This is a genomic window from Mycolicibacterium monacense (assembly GCF_010731575.1).
GTDB classification, from domain to species: domain Bacteria; phylum Actinomycetota; class Actinomycetes; order Mycobacteriales; family Mycobacteriaceae; genus Mycobacterium; species Mycobacterium monacense.
Map to the genome: position 1 here is coordinate 914,663 of NZ_AP022617.1, position 23,502 is coordinate 938,164.

A 23,502-nucleotide genomic window follows, 5' to 3' on the forward strand; every position below is an offset into this window, starting at 1 on the left:
GCACCAGGAGGCGCCGGATGCTACTCGAGTTCGATGCGGATCAGCGACTGTGGCAGGAGACCGTGCGTGACGCGGTCACCAAACAGTGCCCGGCCTCGCTGGTCCGCGAAATCGCCGAGAACGGCGTCGATCCGACGCCGCTGTGGAAGAGCTACGTCGACGCGGGATGGACGGAGCTGACCGATCCCGAGAACGCCGTCGAGCTGGCGATCGTGTGCGAGGAGATGGGGCGGGCCACCGATCCGACGCCGTTCCTGTCGACGATGACGCAGTACGCGCCGCTGGCGGCGGACCGGTTCGATCCGCAGCAGGCGGGTGCGGCAGTCTACGACGGGATCAGCGCCGTGCGCGACACCGAAGGCTGGGTGCTCGACGGGGCCGCGCGCTACGTGCTCGACGGTGACCGCGCCGACCGTCTCGCGGTGGTCACCGACGCCGGTGTCTTCGTCGTCGACGCCGCCGTCGCGATCCGACGCCGCAGCCCGGTCTTCGATCCGGTGCTGCACGTCGCCGACGTCTCGTTCGACGCTGTCCGGGTGCCCGACACCGACCGGGTGCGCACCGACTCCGAACGGGCGCGTCACCTCGCGCTGACCGGTATCGCGGTCACCACCGTCGGCGCCTGCCAGCGGATCCTCGACCTGGCCCTCGACCACGTCAAACAACGCCAGCAGTTCGGGGTGCCCATCGGGTCGTTCCAAGCCGTCCAGCACAAGGCTGTCGACATGCACGTGGCCGTCGAACGCGCTCGCGCCCTGGCGTACTTCGCCGCGCTGACCATCGCGGCCGACGACCCGCGGCGCCGGCTCGCCGCGTCGATGGCCAAGGCGGCGGCGGGGGAGTGCCAGTCGCTGGTGTTCCGGCACGGCCTGCAGCTCTTCGGCGCGATGGGGTTCACCTGGGAGAACGATCTGCAGTTCGCGTTGAAGCGGGCCAAGGCCGGCGAACTGCTGCTGGGCGGTGCGGCCGAGCACCGTGCGACGATCGCGGAGGAATTCCATGCAGCTGACTTTTGATTCCGACGTCGAGCAGTTCCGCGCCGAGTTCGCGGCCTTCCTCGACGAGAATCTGCCGCCCGAATCGGCCACGCTCGAACGGCCGCGGTCGGTCTCGCACATGCCGCAGTGGGCGCGCGACTGGCAGCGGCTGCTGTTCGACAACGGCTGGCTGCTGCCCGCACAGCCGCCGGAGTTCGGCGGCCGCAACGCCTCCGTGCTCCAGCAGTTCGTCCACCTCGACGAACTGTGCCGGCGACGGATCTACCACAGCTTCAACCCGCAGGGCGTCAACATCGTCGCCGCCTCGCTGATCACCTTCGGCAGCGACGAGCAGAAACACCGGTGGGCGGTGCCGGTGCTGCGCGGGGAACTCACCGCTTCGCTGGGCATGAGTGAACCCAGCGCCGGATCGGATCTCGCGTCACTGCGGACACGCGCGGTGCAGGACGGCGATCACTTCGTGGTGAACGGGCAGAAGGTGTGGACCTCCGGCGCCCACGACGCCGACTACCTGCTGGCGTTCGTGCGCACCGATCCGGATGCGCCCAAGCACCGGGGCATCAGTGCGCTGATCATCCCGACCGATACGCCGGGGGTGGTGTGCCGTCCCTTCGCCGATCTGTGCGGCGAGGAGAACAAGGACTTCAACGAGGTCTTCTTCACCGACGCCCGGGTGCCCGCCGAGAACCTCGTCGGCCCGCTGAACCAGGGCTGGAAGGTGGCCAACGGTTCGCTGGGTCACGAGCGCACGATGATGTGGCTCGGTTTCGCCGACCGCATCGACAACGTGATCGCCGACTTCCGGCCGACCACCGAAATCGAGCGCGACCAGTATGCGTCGATGATCATGGACTATCAGGCGCTGCGGGCGATGGGCTCGGCCGCGCTGGCGCGCGCCGCCCGCGGGGAAATGGACACCGCATCGGTGTCGGTGCTCAAGCTGTTCGGCTCGGAGGCCGAGATGCGGGCCGCTGATGCGGCGCTGACGGCATCCGGGTCCGCCGGGCTGGTGCACCCCTCGACGACCGGGCGCTATGAGCACATGAACCTCGACCACTACTTCGCCAGCTGGTTCGAGCGCTACGCCCGCAGTTTCTCCGGCACCATCGCCGGCGGAACCTCGGAGATCCAGCGCAACATCATCGCCACGCAGGTACTGGGGTTGCCGCGCGCCTGAGTTCAGCCGCGCGGCCACCGCGTCAGTAGTTGTTACAGGTGGCGGCGACGTTCGAGATCGGCCCGAAGTAGGCCTGTGCGGTCGGGTTGCTCTGGAGGAACGCCACCGTCGCCTGCCGCTGCTGCGGGGATGCGGCGAGGAAGTTGCGCACCGCCTGCTGGCCGCTGCGCTGCTGGGCGAACTGTGCGGCCAGGTCGGGGTGCTGGTCGTTGAGCGCCGCGATCACCTGGTCATAGGTGCAGGTGGTGTTGATGATCGGCCCCAGGTTGGGTTGCGCCGACGCAACGCCTGCCGAAAGTGGGATCGCCACGGCGAGGCCGCCGAGCGTGATGGCGATGTTCTTGCGCGACAGCTTCAGCATGCGTACACCCTTTTCTCGGAATTTCTCTTGTCGAAGCGCTTCACCGGGCACAAGATCACCCGACAGCAGATATATCGACGATAACAGTGGAACTGTTACCTTTTCATCCCCTCGAGCAAACCTGACGGGTGCCGAGTCCCCGGCGTGGGCCGCTACAGCCTCTGCAGCTTGAACGTCCAGAACTGAGTTCCGGGCGGGCCGTTGAAGCAGCCCACGTTGTACACCGAGTCGATGGTCCCGACGAGGCTCACCTCGTCCCACGAATACGTCTCGCGGGTCGGCATGCTGTGTCCCGGGCAGCGCAGGCCGTCGGGTACGTCGACGGTCATGGTGTAGCGACCGTTGACCAGTTGCGCCGTACCCTCGTAGTACGCGTAGAACTTCAGGCGCGGCCTCGCCCGCACATAGGCGCAGTCCGGCTGCTTGTCCGGGTAGCAGTTGGTGACGAACCAGACCCATGACGCCTGCGTGTAACGGTTGGTCTGCAGGTCATAGTTGCCCAGAACCATCATGGCGTGCGCGGGCGGCGGTGCGACGACGCCCGCCGCCATCATGATCGCGGCTGCCGCGACGAAGAGTTTGAAGCGCTTCATCGTCGTCCCTTCCGGTACTTGACCGCTGTCATCAAAACATCTTGGCGCCGATCGCAAGTGCGGATCAGTCGATGACGGCGGCTTCTTTGCGCTCGGTGATGGGGCGCGCCAGCTCCTGCTCGTCGCAGATGCGCTGCAACTTCTCCAGCGTCTCGTCGAGACCCGGGCCCAGCGGCTTGCTGGGCGTGAACGTCGCGGGCAGATTGCGCATGCCCTGGATGACGCCGATGGTGTCGTAGTGCACGGTGCCCTCGGGGTCGCACACGTAATCCGGCATCCGGTCGAGCACCGCGGTCAGCATCGACTTGAACACCGTGCGGGCCACGTTGGAGCCCACGCAGCGGTGCACACCGATACCGAAGCTGAAGTGGCGGTTGCCCTTCCGGTCGAGGATGACCTCGTTGGGTGCGGTGAACACCGACGGGTCGCGGTTGGCCATCGCCCAGGACAGCCACAGCCGCTCGTACTTCTTGAACTGCTGACCCTCCACCTCGACGTCGTCGGCGAAGGTGCGGCCGTCGCCGGGGGCCGGGGTGAAGAAGCGCAGGAACTCCTCGGTGGCCGGATGCAGCAGCGTGGCACGCTCACGGCTGAGCCGTTCCCGTTGGTCGGGGTGCTCGCCGAGCCACTCCAGTGCGTGCGCGGTGAGCGCCGTCGTGGTGTCGAAACCGCCACCGATGATGAGACCGAGGTTGCCGAGGATCTCCATGTCCGGCGCGGGCTCACCGTCGATGCGCAACTGCACCAGCGCGTTCACCAGACCGGGACGCGGATTCTCCCGGATCTCCATCATGTTGGTGATGAGGTCGATCCCCATCTCGCGATGCTGTTCGTTGATCTTCTCGCGTTCGGGGGAGTGCTCGGGGGTGAACACCGAGGCGTGGGTTGGCTCGCTGTAGACGTTCCACTTCTTCAGCGAGATGCCCATCATCGCCAGCGTGAACACCGCCGGCACCACGTTCGCCAGATGCTCGACGAAATCGATGCGGCCGGACTCGATGTGCTCGTCGAGGGCGGCGCGGGTGATCTCGTCGACGAACGGTTCCCAGCGCTTGATCGCGGCGGGTGAGAGATAGGGGTTCAGAGCGCCGCGGTAGGCGCTGTGTTCCGGTTCGTCCATCTCGAGGATGCCGCCGCGGACGACGGTGGCCCGACTCGCCTTGGGGATGGTGATGCCCTGGAACGGCGTTTCACCGCTGATGTCGTGGTGGTTGGACACCGCCGGGCAGCGCGCCAACTCGAACACGTGCCTGCTGTCGGCGGCCACCCAGTGCCCGCCGTACGTGTCGCTCCACGCCATCGGGCACTTGGTCTGCATCTCCTCGGTGATCTTCTCGAATTGCAGCCGGTACTCCGGTGTGTGCCGGTCGAAGTGGTAGCTGTTCTTCTTGCGATCACTGGAGGCGGGCTCGCCGCGGAGATCGTCGACGCTGCTCACGTCGTTGTTGGCTCCCTGGGTCATTGGTCTGCAGACATCCGTTCCGAGTCAGTCGTCTTCGATCGAAATCGCTTGTTCCGGACAGGAGGACGCCGCCTCGCGGACGGCGTTCTGCTGATCGTCGGGCACGACCTCGTTGACCGGCGACGCGGTGCCGTCGATATCGCTCAACACGAAGGAATCCGGTGCGATCATCGAGCACAGCGTGTGCCCCTGACAACGGTCCGGGTCAACCCTTACCTTCACTGCTCTCCTCGAAGTCGCTGCGGTACAACGGTGTTCGGATCAGACGTGGTAGTCGTACCACTTGAGGTAGCCGCCAGCGTCCACGCGCAACTGCATGCCGGTGACAAAGCGTGACTCGTCGGAGGCCAGCCACAGCACCGCGTTGCTGATGTCCTCGGGCTCGATGAACGGCACAGGCATGGCCTGCTGGACACCGAACGCGAGCTCCGCGTCGGCGCGCGTGGGCTTCTCGAGGTCGGGCCGGAACGAGCGGTACATCGGCTCGCTCTGCAGCATGTCGGTGTTGCAGTTGGTGGGGTGGATGACGTTGGCGCGGATGTTGCGCACCGCCAACTCGGTCGCCAGGTCGTGCATGTACTGGGAGATGAGACGCTTGGAGGTCATGTAGCCCATCCCCCCGGGGTCGGCGCCCGGGCGGTCCTTCTTCGAGGCGTCCATCAGCGCGGCCGCCGAGGCGGTGGCGATGATCGAGGCGCCCTCCTTGAGGTGGGGCAGCGCCACCTGGATGGCATTGATGGTCCCGACGAAATTCGTGTTGATGCCGTCGGTCCACGCCTGCATCGGCGGGGCGCCCTTCATCGCCGCGATGCCGGCCTGCGCGACGACGATGTCGAGGTGTCCGAGTTCGGCCACGCCGTTGTCCACCGCCTGCTTCAGTTGGGCGGCGTCACGGACGTCGGCCTGGGCGATCACGGCCTTGCGGCCCGCCTTCTCCACGTACTGGGCGGTCTCCTCGAGATCTTCCCGGGTGGCCAGCGGGTAACCCACGGTCTCGATGTCGGCGCAGATGTCGATGGCGATGATGTCGGCGCCTTCTTCGGCCAGTCGGATGGCGTGGCTGCGACCCTGCCCGCGCGCTGCGCCCGTGATGAATGCGACCTTGCCTTCTACGCGCCCCACAGCTTGTCCTCTCGTGTAACCGGTTGATTCCGTTGGTGATGCATGACCGTCAGGTGTTACGGCCGCCGTTGACGCCGAGGATCTGGCCGGTGATGTAGCCGGCCTCCTCGCTGATGAGGAACGCGCAGGCGGCGGCGATGTCCTCTGGTCTGCCCATGCGCCGCACCGGGGTGGCGGCGATCGTGGCGTCGATGTCGCCGAGGTAGCCGCGCTCGGCGGCGGCGCGCAGCATCGGGGTGTCGATGAAGCCGGGCGGTACGGCGTTGACCGTGATACCGCTCGGCCCGTATTCCAGCGCAAGCGATTTCGTCAGGCCGTTGACCGCCGACTTGGCGGCCACGTACGGCGACATGTACGGGGCGCCCGAGTGGGTGCTCGACGACGAGATGTTGACGATGCGGCCCCACCCCGCCTCGAGCATGTCGGGCAGCACGGCCTGGATGGTGTGGAAGACGCCGTTGAGGTTGACGTCGATGACCTTCTGCCAGCGGTCGAAGGTCACGTCGCTGAAGCGTTTGAAGCAGTCCAGCCCGGCGGCGTTGACGAGCACGGTGATCGGACCGAGCTGTTTGCGGATCGCGGTGAAGGCGGCCTCGACCGCGGACCGGTCGGTCACGTCGGCGGCGTGGGCGAACTCGCCGTCGCCCGGTTTGAGATCGATCGTGGCGACGTGGAGCCCGTCGGCCTGCAGCCGCTGCACGATGGCCAGTCCGATACCCGACCCTCCGCCGGTGACCACGGCGGTCTTCACAGTGCTCTGTCCTGTCCGGCGGCCGGGGCTGTCTCGGTCGTCTCAAGCATCAAGAATCATCCTTCCGATTATGAGAACCGTACTCTCGATGTCGATCATTCTGCAAGAAATCGCACGGACGCGCTCGGCGCCCACCTATGCTCCAATCCGGCTCCCCAAGCCCATGACTAGCCACTCTAGGTTTCCTTGAGTTCTCTCGTGCCGAATGTATGATTCGCCGGGAATGAGAATGGAATTTCCATCGCACGGAGGAGGATGATGGCTCAGACGCCCACGGTGAGCGCGGATCGCCAGAGTGCCGCCGGCTCCCGGGCCGGTGACGTGCAGGCGGATCGGCGGCTGTTGATCGACGGTCGGCTGGTCGACACCGGACGGGTGTTTCCCTCCCTCAATCCCGCCACCGGCCAGGTGCTCGGGTACGCGCCGGATGCGACCGTCGCCGACGCCGAAGCCGCCGTGGCCGCGGCGCGACGCGCCTTCGACACGACCGATTGGGCGACGAACGTCGAACTGCGGTTGCGCTGCCTCGACCAGTTGCACACCGCCTTGGTCGAGCATCGCGACGAACTGGCCGCACTGACGATCGCGGAGGTGGGCGCCACCGAGGCGCTGTGCCAGGGCGCGCAACTCGACCAGCCGATCGCGATCGTGCGCTACTACGCCGACCTGCTCGCCGACTACCCGATGACCGAAGACCTCGGCAACATCGAGAGCCGGGGCATGCAGCACCACCGCTGGGTCGAGAAGGAAGCCGCGGGCGTCGTGGCGGCGATCATCGCCTACAACTATCCGAACCAACTCGCGCTGGCCAAACTCGCGCCGGCGCTGGCCGCCGGTTGCACCGTCGTCCTCAAGTCCGCACCCGACACGCCGTTGATCACCCTGGCCCTCGGCGAGTTGATCGCCGAGCACACCGACATCCCGGCCGGTGTCGTCAACGTGCTCTCCGGCGCCGACCCGGAGGTGGGCGCGGTGCTGACCACCAGCCCCGACGTCGACATGGTCACCTTCACCGGTTCGACCCCCACCGGGCGCCGCATCATGGCCGCCGCGAGCGAGACGCTCAAGAAGGTGTTCCTCGAACTCGGTGGCAAGTCCGCGGCAATCGTGCTCGACGACGCCGACTTCAACACCGCGGCACTGTTCTCGGCGTTCTCGATGGTCACCCACGCCGGCCAGGGTTGCGCGCTGACGTCCCGGCTGCTGGTGCCGGCCCGGCACAAGGACGAGATCGTCGAGAAGATCAAGAACAACTTCGGGTTGGTGCGCTTCGGAGATCCAGCCGATCCGTCCACCTACATGGGTCCGCTGATCAGTGAGAAGCAGCGCGACAAGGTCGACGGCATGGTCCAAAGGGCCGTCGCCGCAGGGGCATCACTGGTCACCGGCGGCGAGAAGGTCGACCCCGGCTACTTCTACTCGCCGACGCTGCTCGCCGATGTCGACCCCGACAGCGAGATCGCACAGGAGGAGGTCTTCGGCCCCGTCCTGGTGGTGATCGCCTACGAAGACGACGACGACGCCGTCCGCATCGCCAACAACTCCATCTACGGGTTGTCCGGCGCGGTGTTCGGCAGCGAGGAGCGAGCGCTGGCGGTCGCCCGCCGCATCCGCACCGGGACGTTCTCGATCAACGGCGGCAACTACTTCAGCCCCGACAGCCCGTTCGGCGGCTACAAACAGTCCGGCATCGGCCGCGAGATGGGCACCGCAGGCCTCGAGGAGTTCCTCGAATCCAAGACATTCGCGACGGTGGTGGGCTGATGAGCGCTTGCGCGAAGAGGAGAGTGCGTTGATGAGCAGGCCATTGGAGGGCATCCGCGTCCTCGAGGTCGCGATGTACGGGTTCGTCCCGTCGTGCGGTGCGGTGCTCGGTGAGTGGGGCGCCGAGGTCATCAAGGTCGAACACGCGGTGACCGGCGATCCTCAGCGCGGACTGCGTCAGACCGGACCGCTGCGGGTGGAGGGCGATCCGAACCCGAACATCGAACACGCCAACCGGGGCAAGCGCAGCATCGGGCTGGACATGTCGGTGCCCGAGGGCCGGGAGGTCCTGCTCGAACTCGCCCGGCGCGCGGACGTGTTCCTGACCAGCTTCCTGCCCGGACATCGGCAGAAGTTCGGCATCGACGTCGACGACATCCGTGCGGTGAACCCGAACATCGTCTACGCCCGCGGCAGCGCGCTCGGACCGCGCGGTGAGGAGTCGGTGAAGGGCGGTTACGACATGACCGCGTTCTGGTGCCGGGCCGGTACGGCCGCCACCATCACCCCGCCGGGGATCGAGGGCATGATCGGCCCGCCCGGACCGGCGTACGGCGACACCATCTCCGGGACGAATCTGGCCGGCGGCATCGCGGCGGCGCTGTTCCGCAGGGAGCGCACCGGTGAGCCGTCGGTGGTCGACGTCTCGCTGCTGGGCAGCGGTCTGTGGGCGATGGGCCACACCGTTGCGCTGACCTCGCACCTGAACCAGCTGATGGTGCAGCCGCCTCCTGGGGTGCACGGTTCGCCGATCAACCCGCTGGTGGGGGTGTACCCGACCGCCGACGACCGCTACATCTCGTTCGTGATGATGCAGCCGACGAAGTTCTGGGCCGACGTGTGCAAGCACATGGATCTCGACGAGTACGCCGACGATCCGCGCTTCGCGTCCGCGGAGTCCTTCGCCGAGCACACCCCGGCCGCCGTCGAGATCCTCACCGAGGCAATGCGTAAGCGTCCACTGCCGGAGTGGAGTGAGCGGTTCGCGACGCTGGCCGGTCCGTGGGCGCCCGTGCAGGACACACTGCAGGCGGCCAAGGACTCGCAGATCCGGGCCAACGAGTACATCGTGCAGGCCGGCGAACTGGAACTGGTGGCCAACCCGGTCCAGTTCGACGTCGCCGCTCCACAGACCGCCGCCGCGCCCGGGTTCGCCGAACAGACCGACGACATCCTCGTCGAACTCGGCCTCGACTGGGACCGCATCATCGAGCTCAAGACGGCCGGCGCCGTCACGTGACCCCGGAGATCTGAATGCCGTTCACATCTTCGGTCGGAACGACTCCGTCGGCCGAGCAGGCGTTTGAGACGGCAGGTCTTGTTTCTGGAGATATCCATGTGGCTGGAGTTGACGAATCAATCACGGGAATCGGGCGCATGAGCTATGAAGATGTGACATTCGCCGAGAGGTTCGGGGACCACAAACTCGTCGAAACGGTGGTCACGACTAACGGCGGGGAGCTGCCCGTGAACACGAGCGGGGAAGCAAGGGGCATTCGCCCGGCGCGACCGGAGTCGCGCACCACTCCGGTTTGTCTGCGCACCTTCGCGGCGAAGCCGTGATTCCGGTGTTCGCTGTGACCATCTCGAAGGGAACTGCACATGGCACGAGGTAGCGGGCCGGAGCGGTGGACCCCTGGCCTACCGCAGGTGAAGAACCTGGCGGGGCCGATGGCCGCGGTCGGCGGATTGTTCGCCATGTCGGCCGACGCCATCAGGAATGTGTTCCGCAGGCCGTTCCAATGGCGGGAGTTCCTCGAGCAGTCGTGGTTCGTGGCGAAGGTGTCGTTGGCGCCGACGGTGCTGGTGGCGATCCCGTTCACCGTCCTGGTGTCGTTCACGCTCAACATCCTGTTGCGGGAGTTGGGTGCAGCCGACCTGAGCGGCGCCGGTGCCGCCTTCGGCGCCGTGACGCAGGTGGGGCCCCTCGTGACGGTGCTGATCGTGGCCGGCGCGGGGGCGACGGCGATGTGCGCCGATCTCGGGTCGCGGACCATACGCGAGGAGATCTCCGCGATGGAGGTGTTGGGCATCGACCCGGTGCAGCGCCTGGTGACCCCCCGGATGCTGGCCTCGGGCCTGGTGGCCCTGCTGCTCAACAGCCTGGTGGTGATCATCGGGATCCTGGGCGGCTACACGTTCTCGGTCTTCATCCAGGACGTCAACCCGGGAGCCTTCGCTGCGGGCATCACCCTGTTGACCGGGGTGCCCGAGATGATCATCTCCTGTGTCAAGGCGTTGCTCTTCGGGTTGATCGCCGGACTGGTCGCCTGTTATCGCGGTTTGACGGTCTCCGGCGGCGGGGCCAAGGCGGTGGGGAACGCGGTCAACGAGACCGTGGTCTACGCGTTCATGGCCCTGTTCGCGATCAACGTGCTCGTCACGACGGTCGGCATCCACATGGCGTCGGAGTGATCGGGGCGTATCGATGGGTACCTTGACAGTTCTTCGCAGCAACTACCCCCGCCTCGCGCGCGGTGTGCGCCGGCCGGTCGACGTGCTCGGGCGCCTCGGCGACCACATGCTGTTCTACATCAGGGCGATCGGCGGGGTGCCGCACGCAACGTTGCACTTCCGGAAGGAGATCATCCGGCTGATCGCCGAGATCTCCATGGGCGCAGGCACGCTGGCGATGATCGGCGGCACGCTGGTGATCGTCGGCTTCCTCACGCTGGCCGCGGGCGGAACGCTCGCGGTGCAGGGTTTCTCCTCACTGGGCGACATAGGCATCGAAGCCCTCACCGGATTCCTCGCCGCATTCATCAACGTGCGCATCGCCGCTCCCACGGTCGCCGGCATCGGGTTGGCGGCCACATTCGGCGCCGGGGTGACCGCGCAACTGGGGGCGATGCGCATCAACGAGGAGATCGACGCGCTCGAGTCGATGGCCATCCGGCCCGTCGAGTACCTGGTTTCCACGCGGATCGCGGCCGGGATGATCGCGATCACCCCGCTGTACGCCATCGCGGTGATCTTGAGTTTCGTGGCCAGCCAGTTCACCACCGTGATGCTGTTCGGACAGTCCGCCGGACTGTACGACCACTACTTCGACACGTTCCTCAACCCGATCGATCTGTTGTGGTCGTTCCTGCAAGCGGTGTTGATGGCCATCACAATCCTGTTGGTACACACGTATTTCGGATACTTCGCCTCCGGCGGGCCCTCCGGTGTCGGCGTGGCCGTCGGCAACGCGGTGCGCACGTCATTGATCCTGGTCGTGTCGGTCACCTTGCTGGTCTCCCTGTCCGTCTACGGCCGCAACGGCAACTTCAACCTGTCGGGATAGGGGAGCAACGGTGAAAGGGAGCGCAGTACGTCCGCTGACAGGGCTGGCCTTGCTCGTGGCCATCGGCCTGATCATCGCGCTGGCCATCGGTCTGTTCGCGGGAACATTCACCCGAACCGTTCCCGTAACGGTCGTGTCCGACCGGGCCGGCCTCGTGATGAACCCCGATGCCGAGGTCAAGATGCGCGGCGTCGAAGTCGGGCGGGTCGAGACGATCGAGCGGCGGCCCGACGGCAAGGCGGTTCTCCATCTGGCGATGAATCCGTCACAGCTCCACCTCATTCCGTCCAACGTGAACGTCGACATCGCCTCGACGACTGTCTTCGGGGCCAAGTTCGTGCGGTTCTTCCCGCCGGAGGACCCCTCTCCGGAGAAGTTGCGGAAGGGGCAGGTGATCGAAGGCCAGCATGTCACCGTCGAGGTCAATACGGTGTTCCAGCAGCTCGTGGAGGTGCTGGACAAGATCGATCCCGCGAAGCTCAACGAGACGCTGGGTGCGATCTCGTCGGCATTCAACGGCCGCGGCGAGAAGTTCGGTCAGACGCTGGTCGATCTGAATGCGGTGCTCGCCAAGATCGAACCGAGCCTGCCGAATCTGGCCCAAGACATCGAGGCCTCCGTGCCCACGCTGACGGCCTACGGAGACGCGGCGCCGGACCTGATCTCTGCGATGCAGAACACGACACAGTTCAGCAACACGATCGTCGACCAGCAGCAGAACCTCGACGAGTTCCTGGTCAGCGCAATCGGTCTGGCCGACATCGGCAACGAGGTGATCGGTGGCAACCGCGAGGCCCTCGGTGACGTCCTGGAGAATCTCGTGCCCACCGCCGAGTTGCTCAACACCTACAAAAAGTCGTTGTGGTGCGGCATCGGCGGCCTCATCCCGTTCGCGAAATCAGGACCGCAGTACTCGGGCATCATGGTCTCGGCCGGCCTGACACTGGGCGTCGAGCGGTACCGGTATCCCGGTGACCTGCCGAAGGTCGCGGCCAAGAGCGGGGGGCGTGACTATTGCAAGGAACTCGGACTGCCCGAACTACCCCCTGAGTTCGTGCCGCCGATGGTCGTCGGCGACGTCGGCTCCAATCCGGCGCAATATGGCAACGCGGGAATCCTGCTGAACTCCGAGGGACTCAAGAACTGGCTCTTCGGACCACTCGACGGGCCGCCTCGAAACACCGCACAGATTGGAATGCCGGGATGACGCGATCGACTGGCACGCTGATCAAGTTCCTCATCTTCGGCGTCATCATGGTGGTGCTGACCGCCTTCCTGTTCTTGGTGTTCAGTGACTCGAGGACCGGTGCGACCGAGAAGTATTCGGCTGTCTTCGAAGATGCGTCGCGGCTGAAGGCGGGCGAGAGTGTGCGGATCGCCGGCATTCGGGTCGGCACCGTCAAGAGCGTGTCGCTGCGGGCCGACAGAAAAGTCGTGGTCGAGTTCGACACCGATAAGAACACCAAGCTGACCACCAGCACCAAAGCGGCGATCCGCTATCTCAATCTGGTCGGCGATCGGTACGTCGAACTCATCGACAGCCCCGGTTCAACGAGAATTCTCCCGGCCGGCTCCGAGATTCCCTTGGCTCGCACCGCACCGGCACTCGACCTCGACGTACTGCTCGGCGGCCTCAAACCGGTTATCCGGGGCCTCAATCCAGAGGATGTGAACGGCCTCACCACGTCGCTTGTCCAGATCCTGCAGGGTCAAGGCGGAACACTCGATTCGTTGTTCTCGAAGTCGTCGTCCTTCACCAACTCACTCGCCGACAACAACCAGGTGATCGAGCAGTTGATCGACGAGCTGCGAACGCTGCTGGACACGCTGTCCAAAGACGGCGAGGAGTTCTCCGGCGCGATCGACAGACTGGATCAGCTGATCGAGGGATTGGCCGCGGACCGCGATCCGATCGGCACCGCCATCGAGGCGTTGGACAACGGAACCTCGTCGCTGGCCGACCTTCTCGGCCGGGCACGGCCGCCGTTGAACAACACGATCGACCAGCTGAATCGGCTCGCTCCGCTGCTGAATACCGATCTACCGCGCCTGGACGCAACCCTGCAGCGCCTACCCGAGATCTACCGCAAGCTCGCCCGGGTGGGTTCCTATGGCGCGTTCTTCCCCTACTACATCTGCGGAATCACCTTCCGCGCCAGTGATCTCGAGGGCCGCACCGTGGTGTTCCCCTGGATCAAGCAAGAGACGGGAAGGTGTGTGGATCAGTAGATGGACAAATACCGCGGGTCCCAACTCATCAAGGCAGGCATCATCGGTGTCGTCCTGATGATCCTCGTCATCATGATCGGGCTGCAGCCGATACGACTGCTGTCCTGGGCCACAGCCCTGCGTTACCAGGCGCTGTTCACCGAGGCCGGTGGCATCGCCGGCGGCAACGACGTGACGGTGTCCGGCCTCAAGGTCGGCCAGGTGTCGTCGGTCGAACTCGTCAACGGCGATGCGCTGGTTTCATTCACGGTCGACGGCAAATACGCGCTGGGTTCCGACACCACCGCGCACATCCGCACCGGAACGCTTCTCGGAGAGCGGGTGCTGGCGCTGGAGTCCGAGGGGAGCGGCACGCTGGACCGCGACCAGCCCATTCCGACGTCGCGTACGTCGTCGCCGTTTTCGTTGACCGATGCGGTCAGTGAACTGACGGCCAATACCGCAGAGACCGACACGGATTCGCTCAACCGATCGTTGGACACTCTCTCGGAGACGCTCGACCAGATCGCCCCACAGCTCGGTCCGACATTCGACGGGGTCTCCCGGTTGTCGCGGTCGCTCAACAACCGCAACGAAAGCCTTGCCGAGTTGCTCAAGACGGCCGGCGATGTCACCGGGATCTTCAGCGAACGCAGCCAACAGGTCAACTCGCTGATCCTCAACTCCAACGATCTGCTGGCGGTGCTGAACGAACGCCGGTACGCGATCACGAGCCTGCTCAGATCGACGGCGTCGGTGTCGCGCGAACTGACCGGGGTGGTCGCCGAGAACGAGCAGGAGCTGGCGCCGACGCTGAAACACCTGAACGAGGTGATGGCGATGCTGGAGAGGAACCGCGACAACCTCGCCAAGATCCTGCCGGGCGCGGCGAAATACTATTTGACACAGGGCGAGATCGTGTCGAACGGTGCGTACTACAACGCGCTGGTGCCGAACATCCAACCGGCGCAGCTTCTGCAGCCCTTCCTCGATTACGCCTTCGGATTCCGCCGCGGGATGGACGCCGGCCAGCCGCCGGACGACGCCGGACCGCGGGCCGAGCTTCCCTTCCCGATCAACGCCATTCCGCAGCCAGGAGACCTTCCCGATGACGGCACCCCGTAAGCGCCTGGCGGCCTGGACGGCGGTCCTGTTGGCCCTCGTGTTGGTCGCAGGCGCGGTTTTCCTGGTGCGAAAGCTGTACTTCGGGCCGAACACCATCACGGCGTACTTCCCCACCGCGACGGCAATCTATCCCGGTGACGAGGTACGGGTGTCGGGCGTCAAGGTCGGCAAGATCGAGGCCATCACCCCCGAGGGCACCGAGACGAAAATGCTTCTCAGCGTCGACCGCGACGTGCCGGTACCGGCAGACGCCAAGGCGGTGATCGTCGCGCAGAATCTGGTGGCGGAACGCTTCGTCGCGCTCACGCCCGCCTACCGCACCGGCGACGGACCGAAGATGCCCGACGGCGGGGTGATCCCCAGCGACCGAACCGCGGTTCCCGTGGAGTGGGACGAAGTGAAGGAACAGCTGACGCGCCTGGCTACCGCGCTGGGGCCGGAGGCCGGAGTGTCCGACACGTCCGTCTCGCGGTTCATCGACAGCGCGGCCGATGCGTTGGATGGCAACGGCGAGAAACTCCGGGATACCCTGGCCCAACTCTCCGGAGTGGCCCGGGTTTTCGCCGAGGGCAGCGGGAACATCGTCGACATCATCAAGAACCTGCAGATCTTCGTCACCGCCCTACGCGACAGCAAGCAGCAGATCGTCCAGTTCGAGAATCGACTGGCCACCCTGACCAGTGTGTTGGACGACAGCAGGTCCGATCTGGACGCGGTTCTGTCTGAACTGTCGGTCGCCCTGGGCGAGGTGCAGCGCTTCGTCGCGGGCACCCGCGATCTGACCGCCGAACAGATTCAGCGACTGGCCAACGTCACTCAGGTCCTGGTCGACAACCGCACGGCATTGGAGAATGTCCTCCACATCACCCCCAATGCGATCGCCAATTTCCAGAACATCTACTACCCGAACGGCGGAGCGGTGACGGGTGCGTTCTCCCTTGTCAACTTTGCCAACCCGGTGCACTTCGTCTGCGGCCTGATCGGCGGCGTCGCCAACACCACCGCACCCGAGACGGCGAAACTCTGCGCGCAGTACCTCGGTCCCGCATTGCGCCTGCTCAACTTCAACAACATTCCTCTGCCGATCAACGCCTACTTGAGGCCCGCGGTCAATCCGGAGCGGATCATCTACACCGACCCGAAGCTCGCACCTGGGGGAGCAGGACCGGGCGATCCGCCCGAGCCGTTCCCGTCGGTGTCCGCCTACCTCGGAGCCGGGGACATCCCGCCGCCTCCGGGCTGGAATCAACCGCCGGGTCCCCCCGGGCTTTATACGCCGGACGACGACGCGCCGGCCATCCCATCACCGGCGTTGTACCCCGGCGCCCCGATCCCAGCGCCGCCGAACGTGTTGAGCAACATCGCGCCGGGACCGCAGACAGTCGATGGGATGCTGCTTCCACCCACCCCGGCGCCGGCCAACCCGCCGCCGCCCAGCGGGCCGCCGCTGCCTGCGGAGGCTCCGTGATGATCCACGGGAGCTATATGAAGCGATTGACGGTCGCTGGGTCATGTCTTGCGTTGACGCTCACCGGGTGCTCCTTTCAGGGGGTGAACTCGTTGCCGCTGCCCGGGGCCGAGGGGACGGGGCCGGGCGCCACGTCCTACACGGTCGAGATCGCGAATGTCGCGACGCTGGAATCGAATGCGCCGGTGCTGATCGACGACGTCGTCGTCGGCAGCGTCCGCAAGATGACCGTCGACGACTGGCATGCCGAAGTGCAGATCTCGGTCAAACCCGACGTGGTGGTGCCTGCCAACGCGGTGGCCACGGTCGGCCAGACCAGCCTGCTCGGGTCGATGCACCTGGCGCTCAACCCGCCGCTGGGGGAATCGCCGGAGGGTCGACTGCAAGCCGGTGCCACCATCCCCCTGAGTGACTCGTCGACCTATCCGAGCACCGAACGGACGCTGTCGTCACTGTCGGTCGTCGCCAACGGCGGCGGGCTCGGACAGATCGGCGACATCATTCACAACTTCAACCTCGCGTTGTCCGGTCGTGAACCCGAGATCCGCCAACTGATCACCCGGCTCGACAACTTCGTCGGAGTCCTCGATGCGCAGCGTGAGAACATCATCGCGTCGATCCAGCAGTTGAACCGCGTTGCCGGCACGTTCGCCGGTCAGCGCGACACGATCGACCGGGCGCTCAAAGAGATTCCGCCGGCGTTGGACGTGCTGATCAGCGAACGGCCCCGGCTGACGGCCGCTTTGGACAAGCTCGGGAAACTGGGTGACACCGCAACCGCTCTGGTTGAGGACGCCGGTGACGATCTGGTCAAGGATCTGGAGAATCTGGGGCCGGCTCTCGGGGCACTCGCCGACATCGGACCCGACCTCAACCTCGCGCTCCTGTGGGCGTCCGCGTTCCCGTACGGCCCCACGTTCGCCGACCGGATCACCCGTGGCGATTACATCAACCTGTTCGCCACCTTCGACATCACCTATCCGCGCCTGAAGAAGACACTCCTGCTGGGCACCCGATGGGGTGATGAAAATGCCAAACTCATACCGGCCCCGGGCGACCCCTACTACTTGAATTATTCGTACAGTCCGATGTCGATCGGTGTGGCACCGCCACCGGCGGAGGCGCCAGCGGGGGCGACCATGCCGCCGGTGTCCGGACCGCTGCTCCCGGTGTCGCCACCCCCGCCGGCTGCGCCGTGGCTGCCGCAGGCACCGGTCAGTACCTCTTCGCAGATCTTCGCAGGACCGTACGGAGCCGAATCGGCTCCGCCGGCGGATGCTCAACCGCCGGCTCCGCCGGCCGACGCCCAATTGCCGGCTCCGGCCGACGCCCAATTGCCGGCTCCGGCCGACGCCCAACTGCCGGCTCCGGCCGATGCCCAACCGGGAGGCGGTGGCTGATGCTGACCCGCTTTGTACGAACCCAGCTGATCATCTTCACCATCGCCTCGATCGTCGGCGTGTCGGTGATGATCTTCGCGTACATGAAGGTTCCCACCCTGCTCGGCATCGGCCGCTTGACGGTGACGCTGGAATTGCCTGCGGCCGGTGGGCTCTACCGCTTCAGCAATGTGACCTACCGGGGTGTCCAGATCGGCAAGGTCATGGGAGTGAACCTGACCGAGAACGGCGCAGAGGCCACGATGTCACTCGACACCTCGCCGAAGGTCCCCGCAGATCTGCTGGCCGAGGTGCGCAGCGTGTCCGCGGTCGGTGAGCAGTACGTGGAGCTGTTGCCCCAAACCGACTCGGGGCCTTACCTGGAGGACGGCTCGCGAATCTCCAGGGACAGAGCCACCATTCCGCAAGAGGTGGGTCCCATGTTGGACCAGCTGAGCGCGCTGGTGGACAGCATCCCGAGCGACAGGATCCCCGATCTGCTCGACGAGACATTCAAGGCCCTCAACGGGGCCGGCCCCGACTTCCAGTCGCTTCTGGACTCGGCCTCGACGCTGGCGGGTGACGTGAACGCTGTCTCCGACCAGACGCGACAGCTCATCGATGACGTTGGGCCACTGTTGGATTCGCAAGTGGAATCCACCGAGGCGATCCGGACGTGGGCGCGCAGCCTCGCCGGGGTCACCGAACAACTGGTGCAGAACGACCCCGAGCTGCGCACGGTCCTGCAGCAGGGACCCGGCTTCGCGCAGGAGGTTTCGCAGCTCCTCACCCAGATCAAGCCGACGCTGCCGATATTGCTGGCGAATCTGACCAGCGTGACTCAGGTTCTGCTCACCTACAATCCGGCGCTCGAGCAACTCTTGGTGATCTTTCCGGGAATCATCGCCGCACAGCAGTCATTCGGGCTCCCGCAGAACAATCCCACCGGCCTCCCTTCGGGTGACTTCGCGCTCACCATCAGCGACCCGGTGGCGTGCACAGTCGGCTTCCTGCCGCCCTCGCAGTGGCGGAGCCCGGAGGACATGACGACGGTCGACACGCCTGACGGGCTGTACTGCAAGTTGCCGCAGGACTCGCCGATCAGCGTCCGTGGTGCCCGTAACTACCCGTGTATCGAGCACCCCGGCAAGCGGGCGCCGACGGTCGAACTCTGCAACGACCCCAAGGGATATCAGCCACTCGCGATCCGTGAGCACAGTCTTGGTCCGTATCCCTTCGACCCGAATCTGGTCTCGCAGGGCGTCCCGGTCGACGAGCGGGTGGATTTCCAGGACCGGATCTACGCCCCGCTGCAAGGCACACCGCTACCCCCGGGCGCGGTTCCGGCGGGCACACCGCCGGTCGCCCCTCCGCCCGGCGCGCCGGCCCCGGCCACGACGCCGGTCCCCGCAGGGCCGCCCGCCCCCGCGGCGGCGCCGGCCGCGGTGGCGCCTCCGCCACCGCCCGGCAACTCGATCAACGGGACGCCCCTTCCGCCTGTACCGCCCGCGGCGGCCGAAGTGCCTCCCAGCGGCGGTGCGGTCCCCGCTGCGCCGAGCGCCTTCGGCGGCAACGGAACGGGGGGACCGTCACTCGCGGTGGCGCACTACGACCCGGCCACCGGCGAGTATCTGACCCCTGATGGTCGACTCGAGCGCCAGACGAATTCCGCGCTGCGAGCGCCCAAGTCCTGGCAGGACCTGTTGCCGACCTGAGGTGGCTGTCGGGGAGTGACGGTGGATCAGGCCGACGGCCACCACCGGGCGACGGCCTGGCCAGGTGGTGCCTGAGTAAGTGATTCGATTCCTGCGCAACACTTTTAGGTACACGCTGCGCGAGTATCGGGAACGAGACCGCCGAAATCGAGGGAGGTGGCCTCGGTAATCGGCGATCGGGCGACTTCGGGGTGAGTTCGAGCCGTTGCCGGTCTGTCGGGCCGTGAATCCGATTTCAGCTCTGGTTCACTGCGCCTCGACATGAGGCTGCAGGAGTTGTCAGGACAGCTTCTGCATCTTCACGGGCATCTCGACGACGACGGGCTGGTTCCTGCCGCAAGCGCCGCTCGCGCTCTTGGTCACGTTCCGGCCGACCAGGAAGTCGGGGTTGTTGACGAATTCGTTCCGGGCGGGATTGACTCCCTCGAGAATGAACTTCTGATGACCCGGGGCGAAGGTGCCGTTCGGGCACGGCAACCAGTTCGGCACGTCGTGGTCGATCAGCCAGAAATCTTCGAGTCGAATAGTGGCGGTGTAGCCCCGATCGCTCTTCACTTCACCGAAGCATTCGATCGGGCTGACGCATTCCGTCGTCACTGTCCAGGTTTCGACGACCGTCTGCTGGTCGAAGAAACTCTGGGCGCCACCCATGCCAAACGGACCGGCGTTTCTCAGCGCCCACTCGCCGTCGGACATCACGCTGTAGGTGCCGTTGAGTTCGACACCGAAATTCGACGCGGCCGCCGGCGTTGCGACGCCCACGCTTGCCACGAGAGCAATTGCCGCCGCGCCCACGGCGATGTCGAATCCTCGCATGCCGCAAGCTTATCGCGGCTGGTGTACATCCCTGCTGAAAACGAGAATCTGGTCCTCAGCTTGTGCGAGAATGGCGGGGTGCGATCCGCTGTCGCAGCGTTCGCTGCCCTGATGACCTCCGCGTTGGTGACTGCCGCACCACCCGCGTCAGCGCAGCCGCTGCCGAACCCACCGCTGCCACCGCCGGGTGCCGAGTGCAACCATCCCAACTGCACACCCGGCATCCAGCCGGGCGTCGTCCTCGGTTCCTACTGCAGCAACAACACCTACTACGCCTTCGGTGTGACCTCATGGGGCCGGTTGGTGTTCTGCGGGTCCCCGCGCCGATACGAACCCCGATGGTTCCGCTCGCCCGAGATGCACGGCGTCAAGAACCAGTTCGACCTGTGTCCCGCCCTCGAAGGCGAGGTCGCCCAGGCGCCGGATGGCCTGTTCCTCACCTGCGTGGCGAAGGACGGCCGTTCCTACTGGGAGCGCGGCGACTAGGCCGGTGTGGCCATACCGCGGCCGGATGTGATTGCACGCCAACCGCTTCGACATGATGAACGTGGTGCTGAGCGGTCCACGGCGCGCGCTCGGCGGCGGGCGGTCGGACTCCACGCACGGGCGGACGAGGCGCAGGCAGCAGCGTCACCCGCCGACTCCGAACAGACTGCGCAGATGCGGGCTCGGCGCATTCTGCCCGGAGTTTCGGCGGATGGAGCCTAGCCGACCGGCTTGAACTCGATGTTGATCTCGGTGAGCCCGCGCAGGATGAAGGTCGGCTCGTACACGTACCGGCGGGCGTCGATCGGCCCGTGCTTCTCCTCGCTGACGGTGATGTCGGCCATCCGGTCGAGGATGCGCTCGATGGAGACCCGCCCCTCCACCCGCGCCAGCGGTGCGCCCGGGCAGGAGTGGATTCCGCGGCTGAACGCGATGTGCTCACGGACGTTCTTGCGGTCGAGCGAGAACTCGTGCGGGTTGTCGAACCGCTTCGGATCGCGGTTCGCGGCCCCGGGACTGACCATCACCGTGGTGCCCGCGGGCACCGCCGCATCGCCGAGAGTCGTTGTCTTACGGGCCATCCGGAACACGCTCTTCACCGGGCTGTCCATGCGCAGGCATTCTTCGATGAAGACCGGGATCAGGCTGCGGTCATCGCGCAGCTGCTGCTGGATGTCGGGCCGGTCGGCCAGCACCCGCATTGCGGCGCCGAGCAGCTTCGCCGTCGTCTCCTGACCGGCGGCGAACAGGAACGTCGCGGTCCGCACCACGTCGACGACCTCGGGTGTCGATCCGTCCGGGTACTTGGCGGTGGCGATCGAGGTCAGTACGTCGTCGCGGGGGGACTCACGGCGTTCCTCGATGTAGCGCGAGAATTTCTCGTCCGCCCACGCCAGCGGATTCGCGGCGATCACCTCGTGGTCGAGACCACCGATGTTGGATCCGGGCCGCTCGGCCCCGAAGGCCTCACGGAACTCCTCGTGATCCTCCTCAGGCACCCCGAGGAGGTCGGCGACCACCAACAGTGAGAAGGGCTTGGCATATGCGGCCAGGAACTCACACTGACCGTCGGCGATGAACTCGTCGATGTGGCGGTCGGCGAGCCGCCACATGAAGTCTTCGTTCTCCTTCAACCGCTTCGGAGTGAGCAGCCGTGACAGGATCGAACGGGCGTCGGTGTGCTGCGGCGGATCCATGGTGACCATGTGCTCGTACATCGGAATCTCGGTGCGGTGCGCCTCCAGCTGCGCGCAGATGTCATCTCCCTCCGGGGTGAAGGGCATCGGCGTGAACGGCCCCATGACCGCAACGCAAGACGAGAAGTTCTCCGAGTCCTTGTAGACCGTGTTGGCCGCTTCCCAGCCGGTGACCGCGAGCACGCCGTTGTTGATCGGACAGCACACGGGGTTCTTCTCGCGGATGTGGTCGTAGTACGGATGAGGGTCGGGGACCAGGGAGGGGTCGGTGAAGTAGTCAACCGAATCGAAGTCCGCGGTCATGGTCGTAAGCCCTCCATATTCGGCGCTTGCCGGCGTGTTGTTGTGCATGGCTGCCGCCAGCTGATTATGCAATGTGCTGAGCACTTGCTTAGCATGGCGTGAACGTCAGGGTCAAGGATGGGCGGCGGGCCGCCACTACGATCGGCGTGTCGAACACTCGTGAATCGGGAAAGGAACGTGATCGCATGACCACGCGCGCCGGAGAGTCGCGACGCATCGGGGCGCCGGACGCGAAAAACCGCGGTGTGCTGCTCGACGCCGCCGAACAACTGCTTCTCGAGGAGGGCTACGTCGCGGTCACCTCGCGCCGCGTCGCGGAGAAGGCCGGTCTCAAACCCCAACTCGTGCACTATTACTTCCGCACCATGGAGGACCTCTTCCGGGCGGTGTTCCGCCGCATGGCGGAGGCCGGCCTGGAGGTGCTCTCCCAGGCGCTCGCGTCGCCGCAGCCGTTGTGGGCCCTGTGGCGGTTCAGCAACCAACCCGAGGCCACCCGGCTCACGATGGAGTTCATGGGGTTGGCGACTCATCGTCGAGAGTTACGGGCCGAGATCATCTACTACGCCGAGAGATTCAGGGAAGAGCAGAACAAGGCGATCGCCACCGCGCTCGAGCGCTACGGGGTCGATGCGGCCAACGTTCCGCCCGTCGTATGGACTGTCTTCGCGACCAGCGTGTCGCAGAGCCTGGTGGTGGAGCGAGCTTTGGGCATGACGACCGGCCACGCGGAAACGTATGCGTTCTGCGAGCAGTGGATCCGTCGGCTGGAAGGCGAACCGCTTCCCGCCGACGGTGTGACCCCGACCGGCGATCACCACTTCCGAATGGAACAGAGCGCACCTTTCGGTCCCTGATGGGTGGCGACGACCACTCCGTCGACCGCGAGCACGCAGTGGATGTTCGGAGTCTGCTCGCCGGGACCGCTGGTCGCCGTGACCATTGCCCACTGGTCGGGTTTGGCCAGCTGCACGTCGAGGTTCCACTGCTGATCCGGGCCGACCTGCGCCGCGACCTTGGGGCTGTACACGTAGGGGTTGTGGCTGTACGCGGCCCAGTTCTCCGGGTCGACGTCGCGGTAATAGATGTCGACGAAGAACGGTTGCTCTGCGAACACCGTGTACTTGACGTTGTGCAGGGGTGGAAGCGGGGGTGGTCCCTGAGCTCCCGCCTGCGCCGGCGTGAACAGCACGCCGCCGGCCGCAATCGCCGTCGCCGATATCAGTGTCGGCAAAACGGACCGCCGCGTCCGCCCGTTCGTCTGCGAAAGCTTCATTTGCGAATCCTAGAACGAT

24 protein-coding genes are annotated in these 23,502 nt (G+C 65.8%); 15 read left to right on the plus strand and 9 right to left on the minus strand.

Features of this window, described 5'->3' with window-relative positions; genetic code table 11:
* The first annotated feature begins 17 nt into the window (after nt 1-17).
* Together G6N49_RS04505 and G6N49_RS04510 are read left to right on the plus strand one after the other, a co-directional pair.
* Nucleotides 18-1,016 (plus strand): acyl-CoA dehydrogenase family protein, encoded by a 999-nt coding sequence (locus tag G6N49_RS04505; protein ID WP_011561065.1) that lies wholly within the window; start codon nt 18-20, stop codon nt 1,014-1,016.
* Complete coding sequence (locus tag G6N49_RS04510; protein WP_083045403.1) at nt 1,000-2,175, plus strand: acyl-CoA dehydrogenase family protein; 1,176 nt, start codon at nt 1,000-1,002, stop codon at nt 2,173-2,175. Before G6N49_RS04505 ends, G6N49_RS04510 begins: the two co-directional genes overlap by 17 nt.
* Nucleotides 2,176-2,197: 22 nt before the next feature.
* On the opposite strand, the gene G6N49_RS04515 is transcribed toward G6N49_RS04510, so the two are convergent.
* The 6 genes from G6N49_RS04515 to G6N49_RS04540 all read right to left on the minus strand — a co-directional run bounded on the left by G6N49_RS04515 (nt 2,198) and on the right by G6N49_RS04540 (nt 6,464).
* Entirely contained in the window at nt 2,198-2,536 is a 339-nt protein-coding gene (locus G6N49_RS04515; protein WP_011561063.1) for a hemophore-related protein, read from the minus strand.
* 152 nt (nt 2,537-2,688) lie between these two features.
* Nucleotides 2,689-3,129 (minus strand): hypothetical protein, encoded by a 441-nt coding sequence (locus tag G6N49_RS04520; protein WP_011561062.1) that lies wholly within the window; start codon nt 3,127-3,129, stop codon nt 2,689-2,691.
* Between the two features lie 64 nt (nt 3,130-3,193).
* On the minus strand, nt 3,194-4,567 hold the full coding sequence (locus G6N49_RS04525) for a cytochrome P450 (RefSeq protein ID WP_011561061.1): 1,374 nt from the start codon (nt 4,565-4,567) through the stop codon (nt 3,194-3,196).
* A gap of 48 nt (nt 4,568-4,615) precedes the next feature.
* A complete protein-coding gene (locus G6N49_RS04530) occupies nt 4,616-4,813 on the minus strand; it encodes a ferredoxin (RefSeq protein WP_011561060.1) in 198 nt (65 codons plus the stop codon).
* Nucleotides 4,814-4,852: 39 nt separating this feature from the next.
* A complete protein-coding gene (locus G6N49_RS04535; protein ID WP_011561059.1) occupies nt 4,853-5,713 on the minus strand; it encodes a mycofactocin-coupled SDR family oxidoreductase in 861 nt (286 codons plus the stop codon).
* A 49-nt stretch (nt 5,714-5,762) separates the two neighbouring features.
* Entirely contained in the window at nt 5,763-6,464 is a 702-nt protein-coding gene (locus tag G6N49_RS04540) for an SDR family NAD(P)-dependent oxidoreductase (protein ID WP_011561058.1), read from the minus strand.
* 258 nt (nt 6,465-6,722) lie between these two features.
* On the opposite strand from G6N49_RS04540, the gene G6N49_RS04545 reads away from it, so the two are divergent.
* From G6N49_RS04545 to G6N49_RS04595, 11 genes are read left to right on the plus strand one after another with little or no spacing between them, the layout of a single operon-like run.
* Nucleotides 6,723-8,228 (plus strand): aldehyde dehydrogenase family protein, encoded by a 1,506-nt coding sequence (locus G6N49_RS04545; RefSeq protein ID WP_011561057.1) that lies wholly within the window; start codon nt 6,723-6,725, stop codon nt 8,226-8,228.
* A gap of 31 nt (nt 8,229-8,259) precedes the next feature.
* Nucleotides 8,260-9,468, plus strand: coding sequence for a CaiB/BaiF CoA transferase family protein (locus G6N49_RS04550; RefSeq protein ID WP_011561056.1), 1,209 nt, complete (start codon nt 8,260-8,262; stop codon nt 9,466-9,468).
* A gap of 14 nt (nt 9,469-9,482) precedes the next feature.
* The gene (locus tag G6N49_RS04555; RefSeq protein WP_131811366.1) at nt 9,483-9,791 is read left to right on the plus strand and encodes a thiolase C-terminal domain-containing protein; all 309 of its coding nucleotides are present in this window, start codon (nt 9,483-9,485) and stop codon (nt 9,789-9,791) included.
* A gap of 39 nt (nt 9,792-9,830) precedes the next feature.
* Complete coding sequence (locus G6N49_RS04560) at nt 9,831-10,643, plus strand: MlaE family ABC transporter permease (protein WP_011561055.1); 813 nt, start codon at nt 9,831-9,833, stop codon at nt 10,641-10,643.
* A 13-nt stretch (nt 10,644-10,656) separates the two neighbouring features.
* Nucleotides 10,657-11,514 carry an MlaE family ABC transporter permease gene (locus G6N49_RS04565; protein ID WP_011561054.1) on the plus strand — a complete coding sequence of 286 codons (858 nt, stop codon included), beginning with the start codon at nt 10,657-10,659 and terminating at the stop codon, nt 11,512-11,514.
* Nucleotides 11,515-11,524: 10 nt separating this feature from the next.
* A complete protein-coding gene (locus G6N49_RS04570; protein WP_083045402.1) occupies nt 11,525-12,721 on the plus strand; it encodes an MCE family protein in 1,197 nt (398 codons plus the stop codon).
* Entirely contained in the window at nt 12,718-13,743 is a 1,026-nt protein-coding gene (locus G6N49_RS04575; RefSeq protein ID WP_011561052.1) for an MCE family protein, read from the plus strand. The genes G6N49_RS04570 and G6N49_RS04575 overlap by 4 nt, the downstream gene beginning before the upstream one ends.
* Nucleotides 13,744-14,847, plus strand: coding sequence for an MCE family protein (locus G6N49_RS04580; protein WP_083045401.1), 1,104 nt, complete (start codon nt 13,744-13,746; stop codon nt 14,845-14,847).
* Nucleotides 14,831-16,315, plus strand: a complete 1,485-nt coding sequence (locus tag G6N49_RS04585; RefSeq protein ID WP_064873182.1) for an MCE family protein — start codon at nt 14,831-14,833, stop codon at nt 16,313-16,315. Before G6N49_RS04580 ends, G6N49_RS04585 begins: the two co-directional genes overlap by 17 nt.
* 17 nt (nt 16,316-16,332) lie before the next feature.
* Nucleotides 16,333-17,715: an MCE family protein gene (locus G6N49_RS04590; protein ID WP_163647397.1), complete on the plus strand. Its 1,383-nt coding sequence runs from the start codon at nt 16,333-16,335 to the stop codon at nt 17,713-17,715.
* Nucleotides 17,715-19,409 (plus strand): MCE family protein, encoded by a 1,695-nt coding sequence (locus G6N49_RS04595; protein ID WP_083045527.1) that lies wholly within the window; start codon nt 17,715-17,717, stop codon nt 19,407-19,409. The genes G6N49_RS04590 and G6N49_RS04595 overlap by 1 nt, the downstream gene beginning before the upstream one ends.
* A gap of 279 nt (nt 19,410-19,688) precedes the next feature.
* Here G6N49_RS04595 and G6N49_RS04600 read toward each other — a convergent pair whose 3' ends face one another.
* The gene (locus tag G6N49_RS04600; RefSeq protein WP_011561047.1) at nt 19,689-20,225 is read right to left on the minus strand and encodes an Rv2253/PknI dimerization domain-containing protein; all 537 of its coding nucleotides are present in this window, start codon (nt 20,223-20,225) and stop codon (nt 19,689-19,691) included.
* Nucleotides 20,226-20,303: 78 nt separating this feature from the next.
* Here G6N49_RS04600 and G6N49_RS04605 point away from each other — a divergent pair, with 78 nt between their 5' ends.
* Nucleotides 20,304-20,711, plus strand: coding sequence for a hypothetical protein (locus tag G6N49_RS04605; RefSeq protein WP_041310242.1), 408 nt, complete (start codon nt 20,304-20,306; stop codon nt 20,709-20,711).
* Between the two features lie 218 nt (nt 20,712-20,929).
* On the opposite strand, the gene G6N49_RS04610 is transcribed toward G6N49_RS04605, so the two are convergent.
* Entirely contained in the window at nt 20,930-22,210 is a 1,281-nt protein-coding gene (locus G6N49_RS04610) for a cytochrome P450 (RefSeq protein ID WP_011561045.1), read from the minus strand.
* Between the two features lie 185 nt (nt 22,211-22,395).
* On the opposite strand from G6N49_RS04610, the gene G6N49_RS04615 reads away from it, so the two are divergent.
* On the plus strand, nt 22,396-23,064 hold the full coding sequence (locus G6N49_RS04615; RefSeq protein WP_083045528.1) for a TetR/AcrR family transcriptional regulator: 669 nt from the start codon (nt 22,396-22,398) through the stop codon (nt 23,062-23,064).
* Here the strand turns inward: G6N49_RS04615 and G6N49_RS04620 are convergent.
* Nucleotides 23,022-23,483, minus strand: a complete 462-nt coding sequence (locus G6N49_RS04620) for an Rv2576c family protein (RefSeq protein WP_083045529.1) — start codon at nt 23,481-23,483, stop codon at nt 23,022-23,024. The two genes, G6N49_RS04615 and G6N49_RS04620, sit on opposite strands and share 43 nt — an antisense overlap.
* Nucleotides 23,484-23,502: the final 19 nt, after the last annotated feature.

Bases quoted from the DNA above. Each gene is read 5' to 3' on its own strand.
- G6N49_RS04620 (WP_083045529.1), bottom strand. From the start codon at position 23,483: ATGAAGCTTTCGCAGACGAACGGGCGGACGCGGCGGTCCGTTTTGCCG.
- G6N49_RS04585 (WP_064873182.1), top strand. From the start codon at position 14,831: ATGACGGCACCCCGTAAGCGCCTGGCGGCCTGGACGGCGGTCCTGTTG.
- G6N49_RS04615 (WP_083045528.1), top strand. From the start codon at position 22,396: ATGACCACGCGCGCCGGAGAGTCGCGACGCATCGGGGCGCCGGACGCG.
- G6N49_RS04580 (WP_083045401.1), top strand. From the start codon at position 13,744: ATGGACAAATACCGCGGGTCCCAACTCATCAAGGCAGGCATCATCGGT.
- G6N49_RS04545 (WP_011561057.1), top strand. From the start codon at position 6,723: ATGGCTCAGACGCCCACGGTGAGCGCGGATCGCCAGAGTGCCGCCGGC.
- G6N49_RS04505 (WP_011561065.1), top strand. From the start codon at position 18: ATGCTACTCGAGTTCGATGCGGATCAGCGACTGTGGCAGGAGACCGTG.
- G6N49_RS04595 (WP_083045527.1), top strand. From the start codon at position 17,715: ATGCTGACCCGCTTTGTACGAACCCAGCTGATCATCTTCACCATCGCC.
- G6N49_RS04515 (WP_011561063.1), bottom strand. From the start codon at position 2,536: ATGCTGAAGCTGTCGCGCAAGAACATCGCCATCACGCTCGGCGGCCTC.
- G6N49_RS04565 (WP_011561054.1), top strand. From the start codon at position 10,657: ATGGGTACCTTGACAGTTCTTCGCAGCAACTACCCCCGCCTCGCGCGC.
- G6N49_RS04590 (WP_163647397.1), top strand. From the start codon at position 16,333: ATGAAGCGATTGACGGTCGCTGGGTCATGTCTTGCGTTGACGCTCACC.
- G6N49_RS04520 (WP_011561062.1), bottom strand. From the start codon at position 3,129: ATGAAGCGCTTCAAACTCTTCGTCGCGGCAGCCGCGATCATGATGGCG.
- G6N49_RS04510 (WP_083045403.1), top strand. From the start codon at position 1,000: ATGCAGCTGACTTTTGATTCCGACGTCGAGCAGTTCCGCGCCGAGTTC.
- G6N49_RS04550 (WP_011561056.1), top strand. From the start codon at position 8,260: ATGAGCAGGCCATTGGAGGGCATCCGCGTCCTCGAGGTCGCGATGTAC.
- G6N49_RS04560 (WP_011561055.1), top strand. From the start codon at position 9,831: ATGGCACGAGGTAGCGGGCCGGAGCGGTGGACCCCTGGCCTACCGCAG.
- G6N49_RS04575 (WP_011561052.1), top strand. From the start codon at position 12,718: ATGACGCGATCGACTGGCACGCTGATCAAGTTCCTCATCTTCGGCGTC.
- G6N49_RS04610 (WP_011561045.1), bottom strand. From the start codon at position 22,210: ATGACCGCGGACTTCGATTCGGTTGACTACTTCACCGACCCCTCCCTG.
- G6N49_RS04555 (WP_131811366.1), top strand. From the start codon at position 9,483: ATGCCGTTCACATCTTCGGTCGGAACGACTCCGTCGGCCGAGCAGGCG.
- G6N49_RS04600 (WP_011561047.1), bottom strand. From the start codon at position 20,225: ATGCGAGGATTCGACATCGCCGTGGGCGCGGCGGCAATTGCTCTCGTG.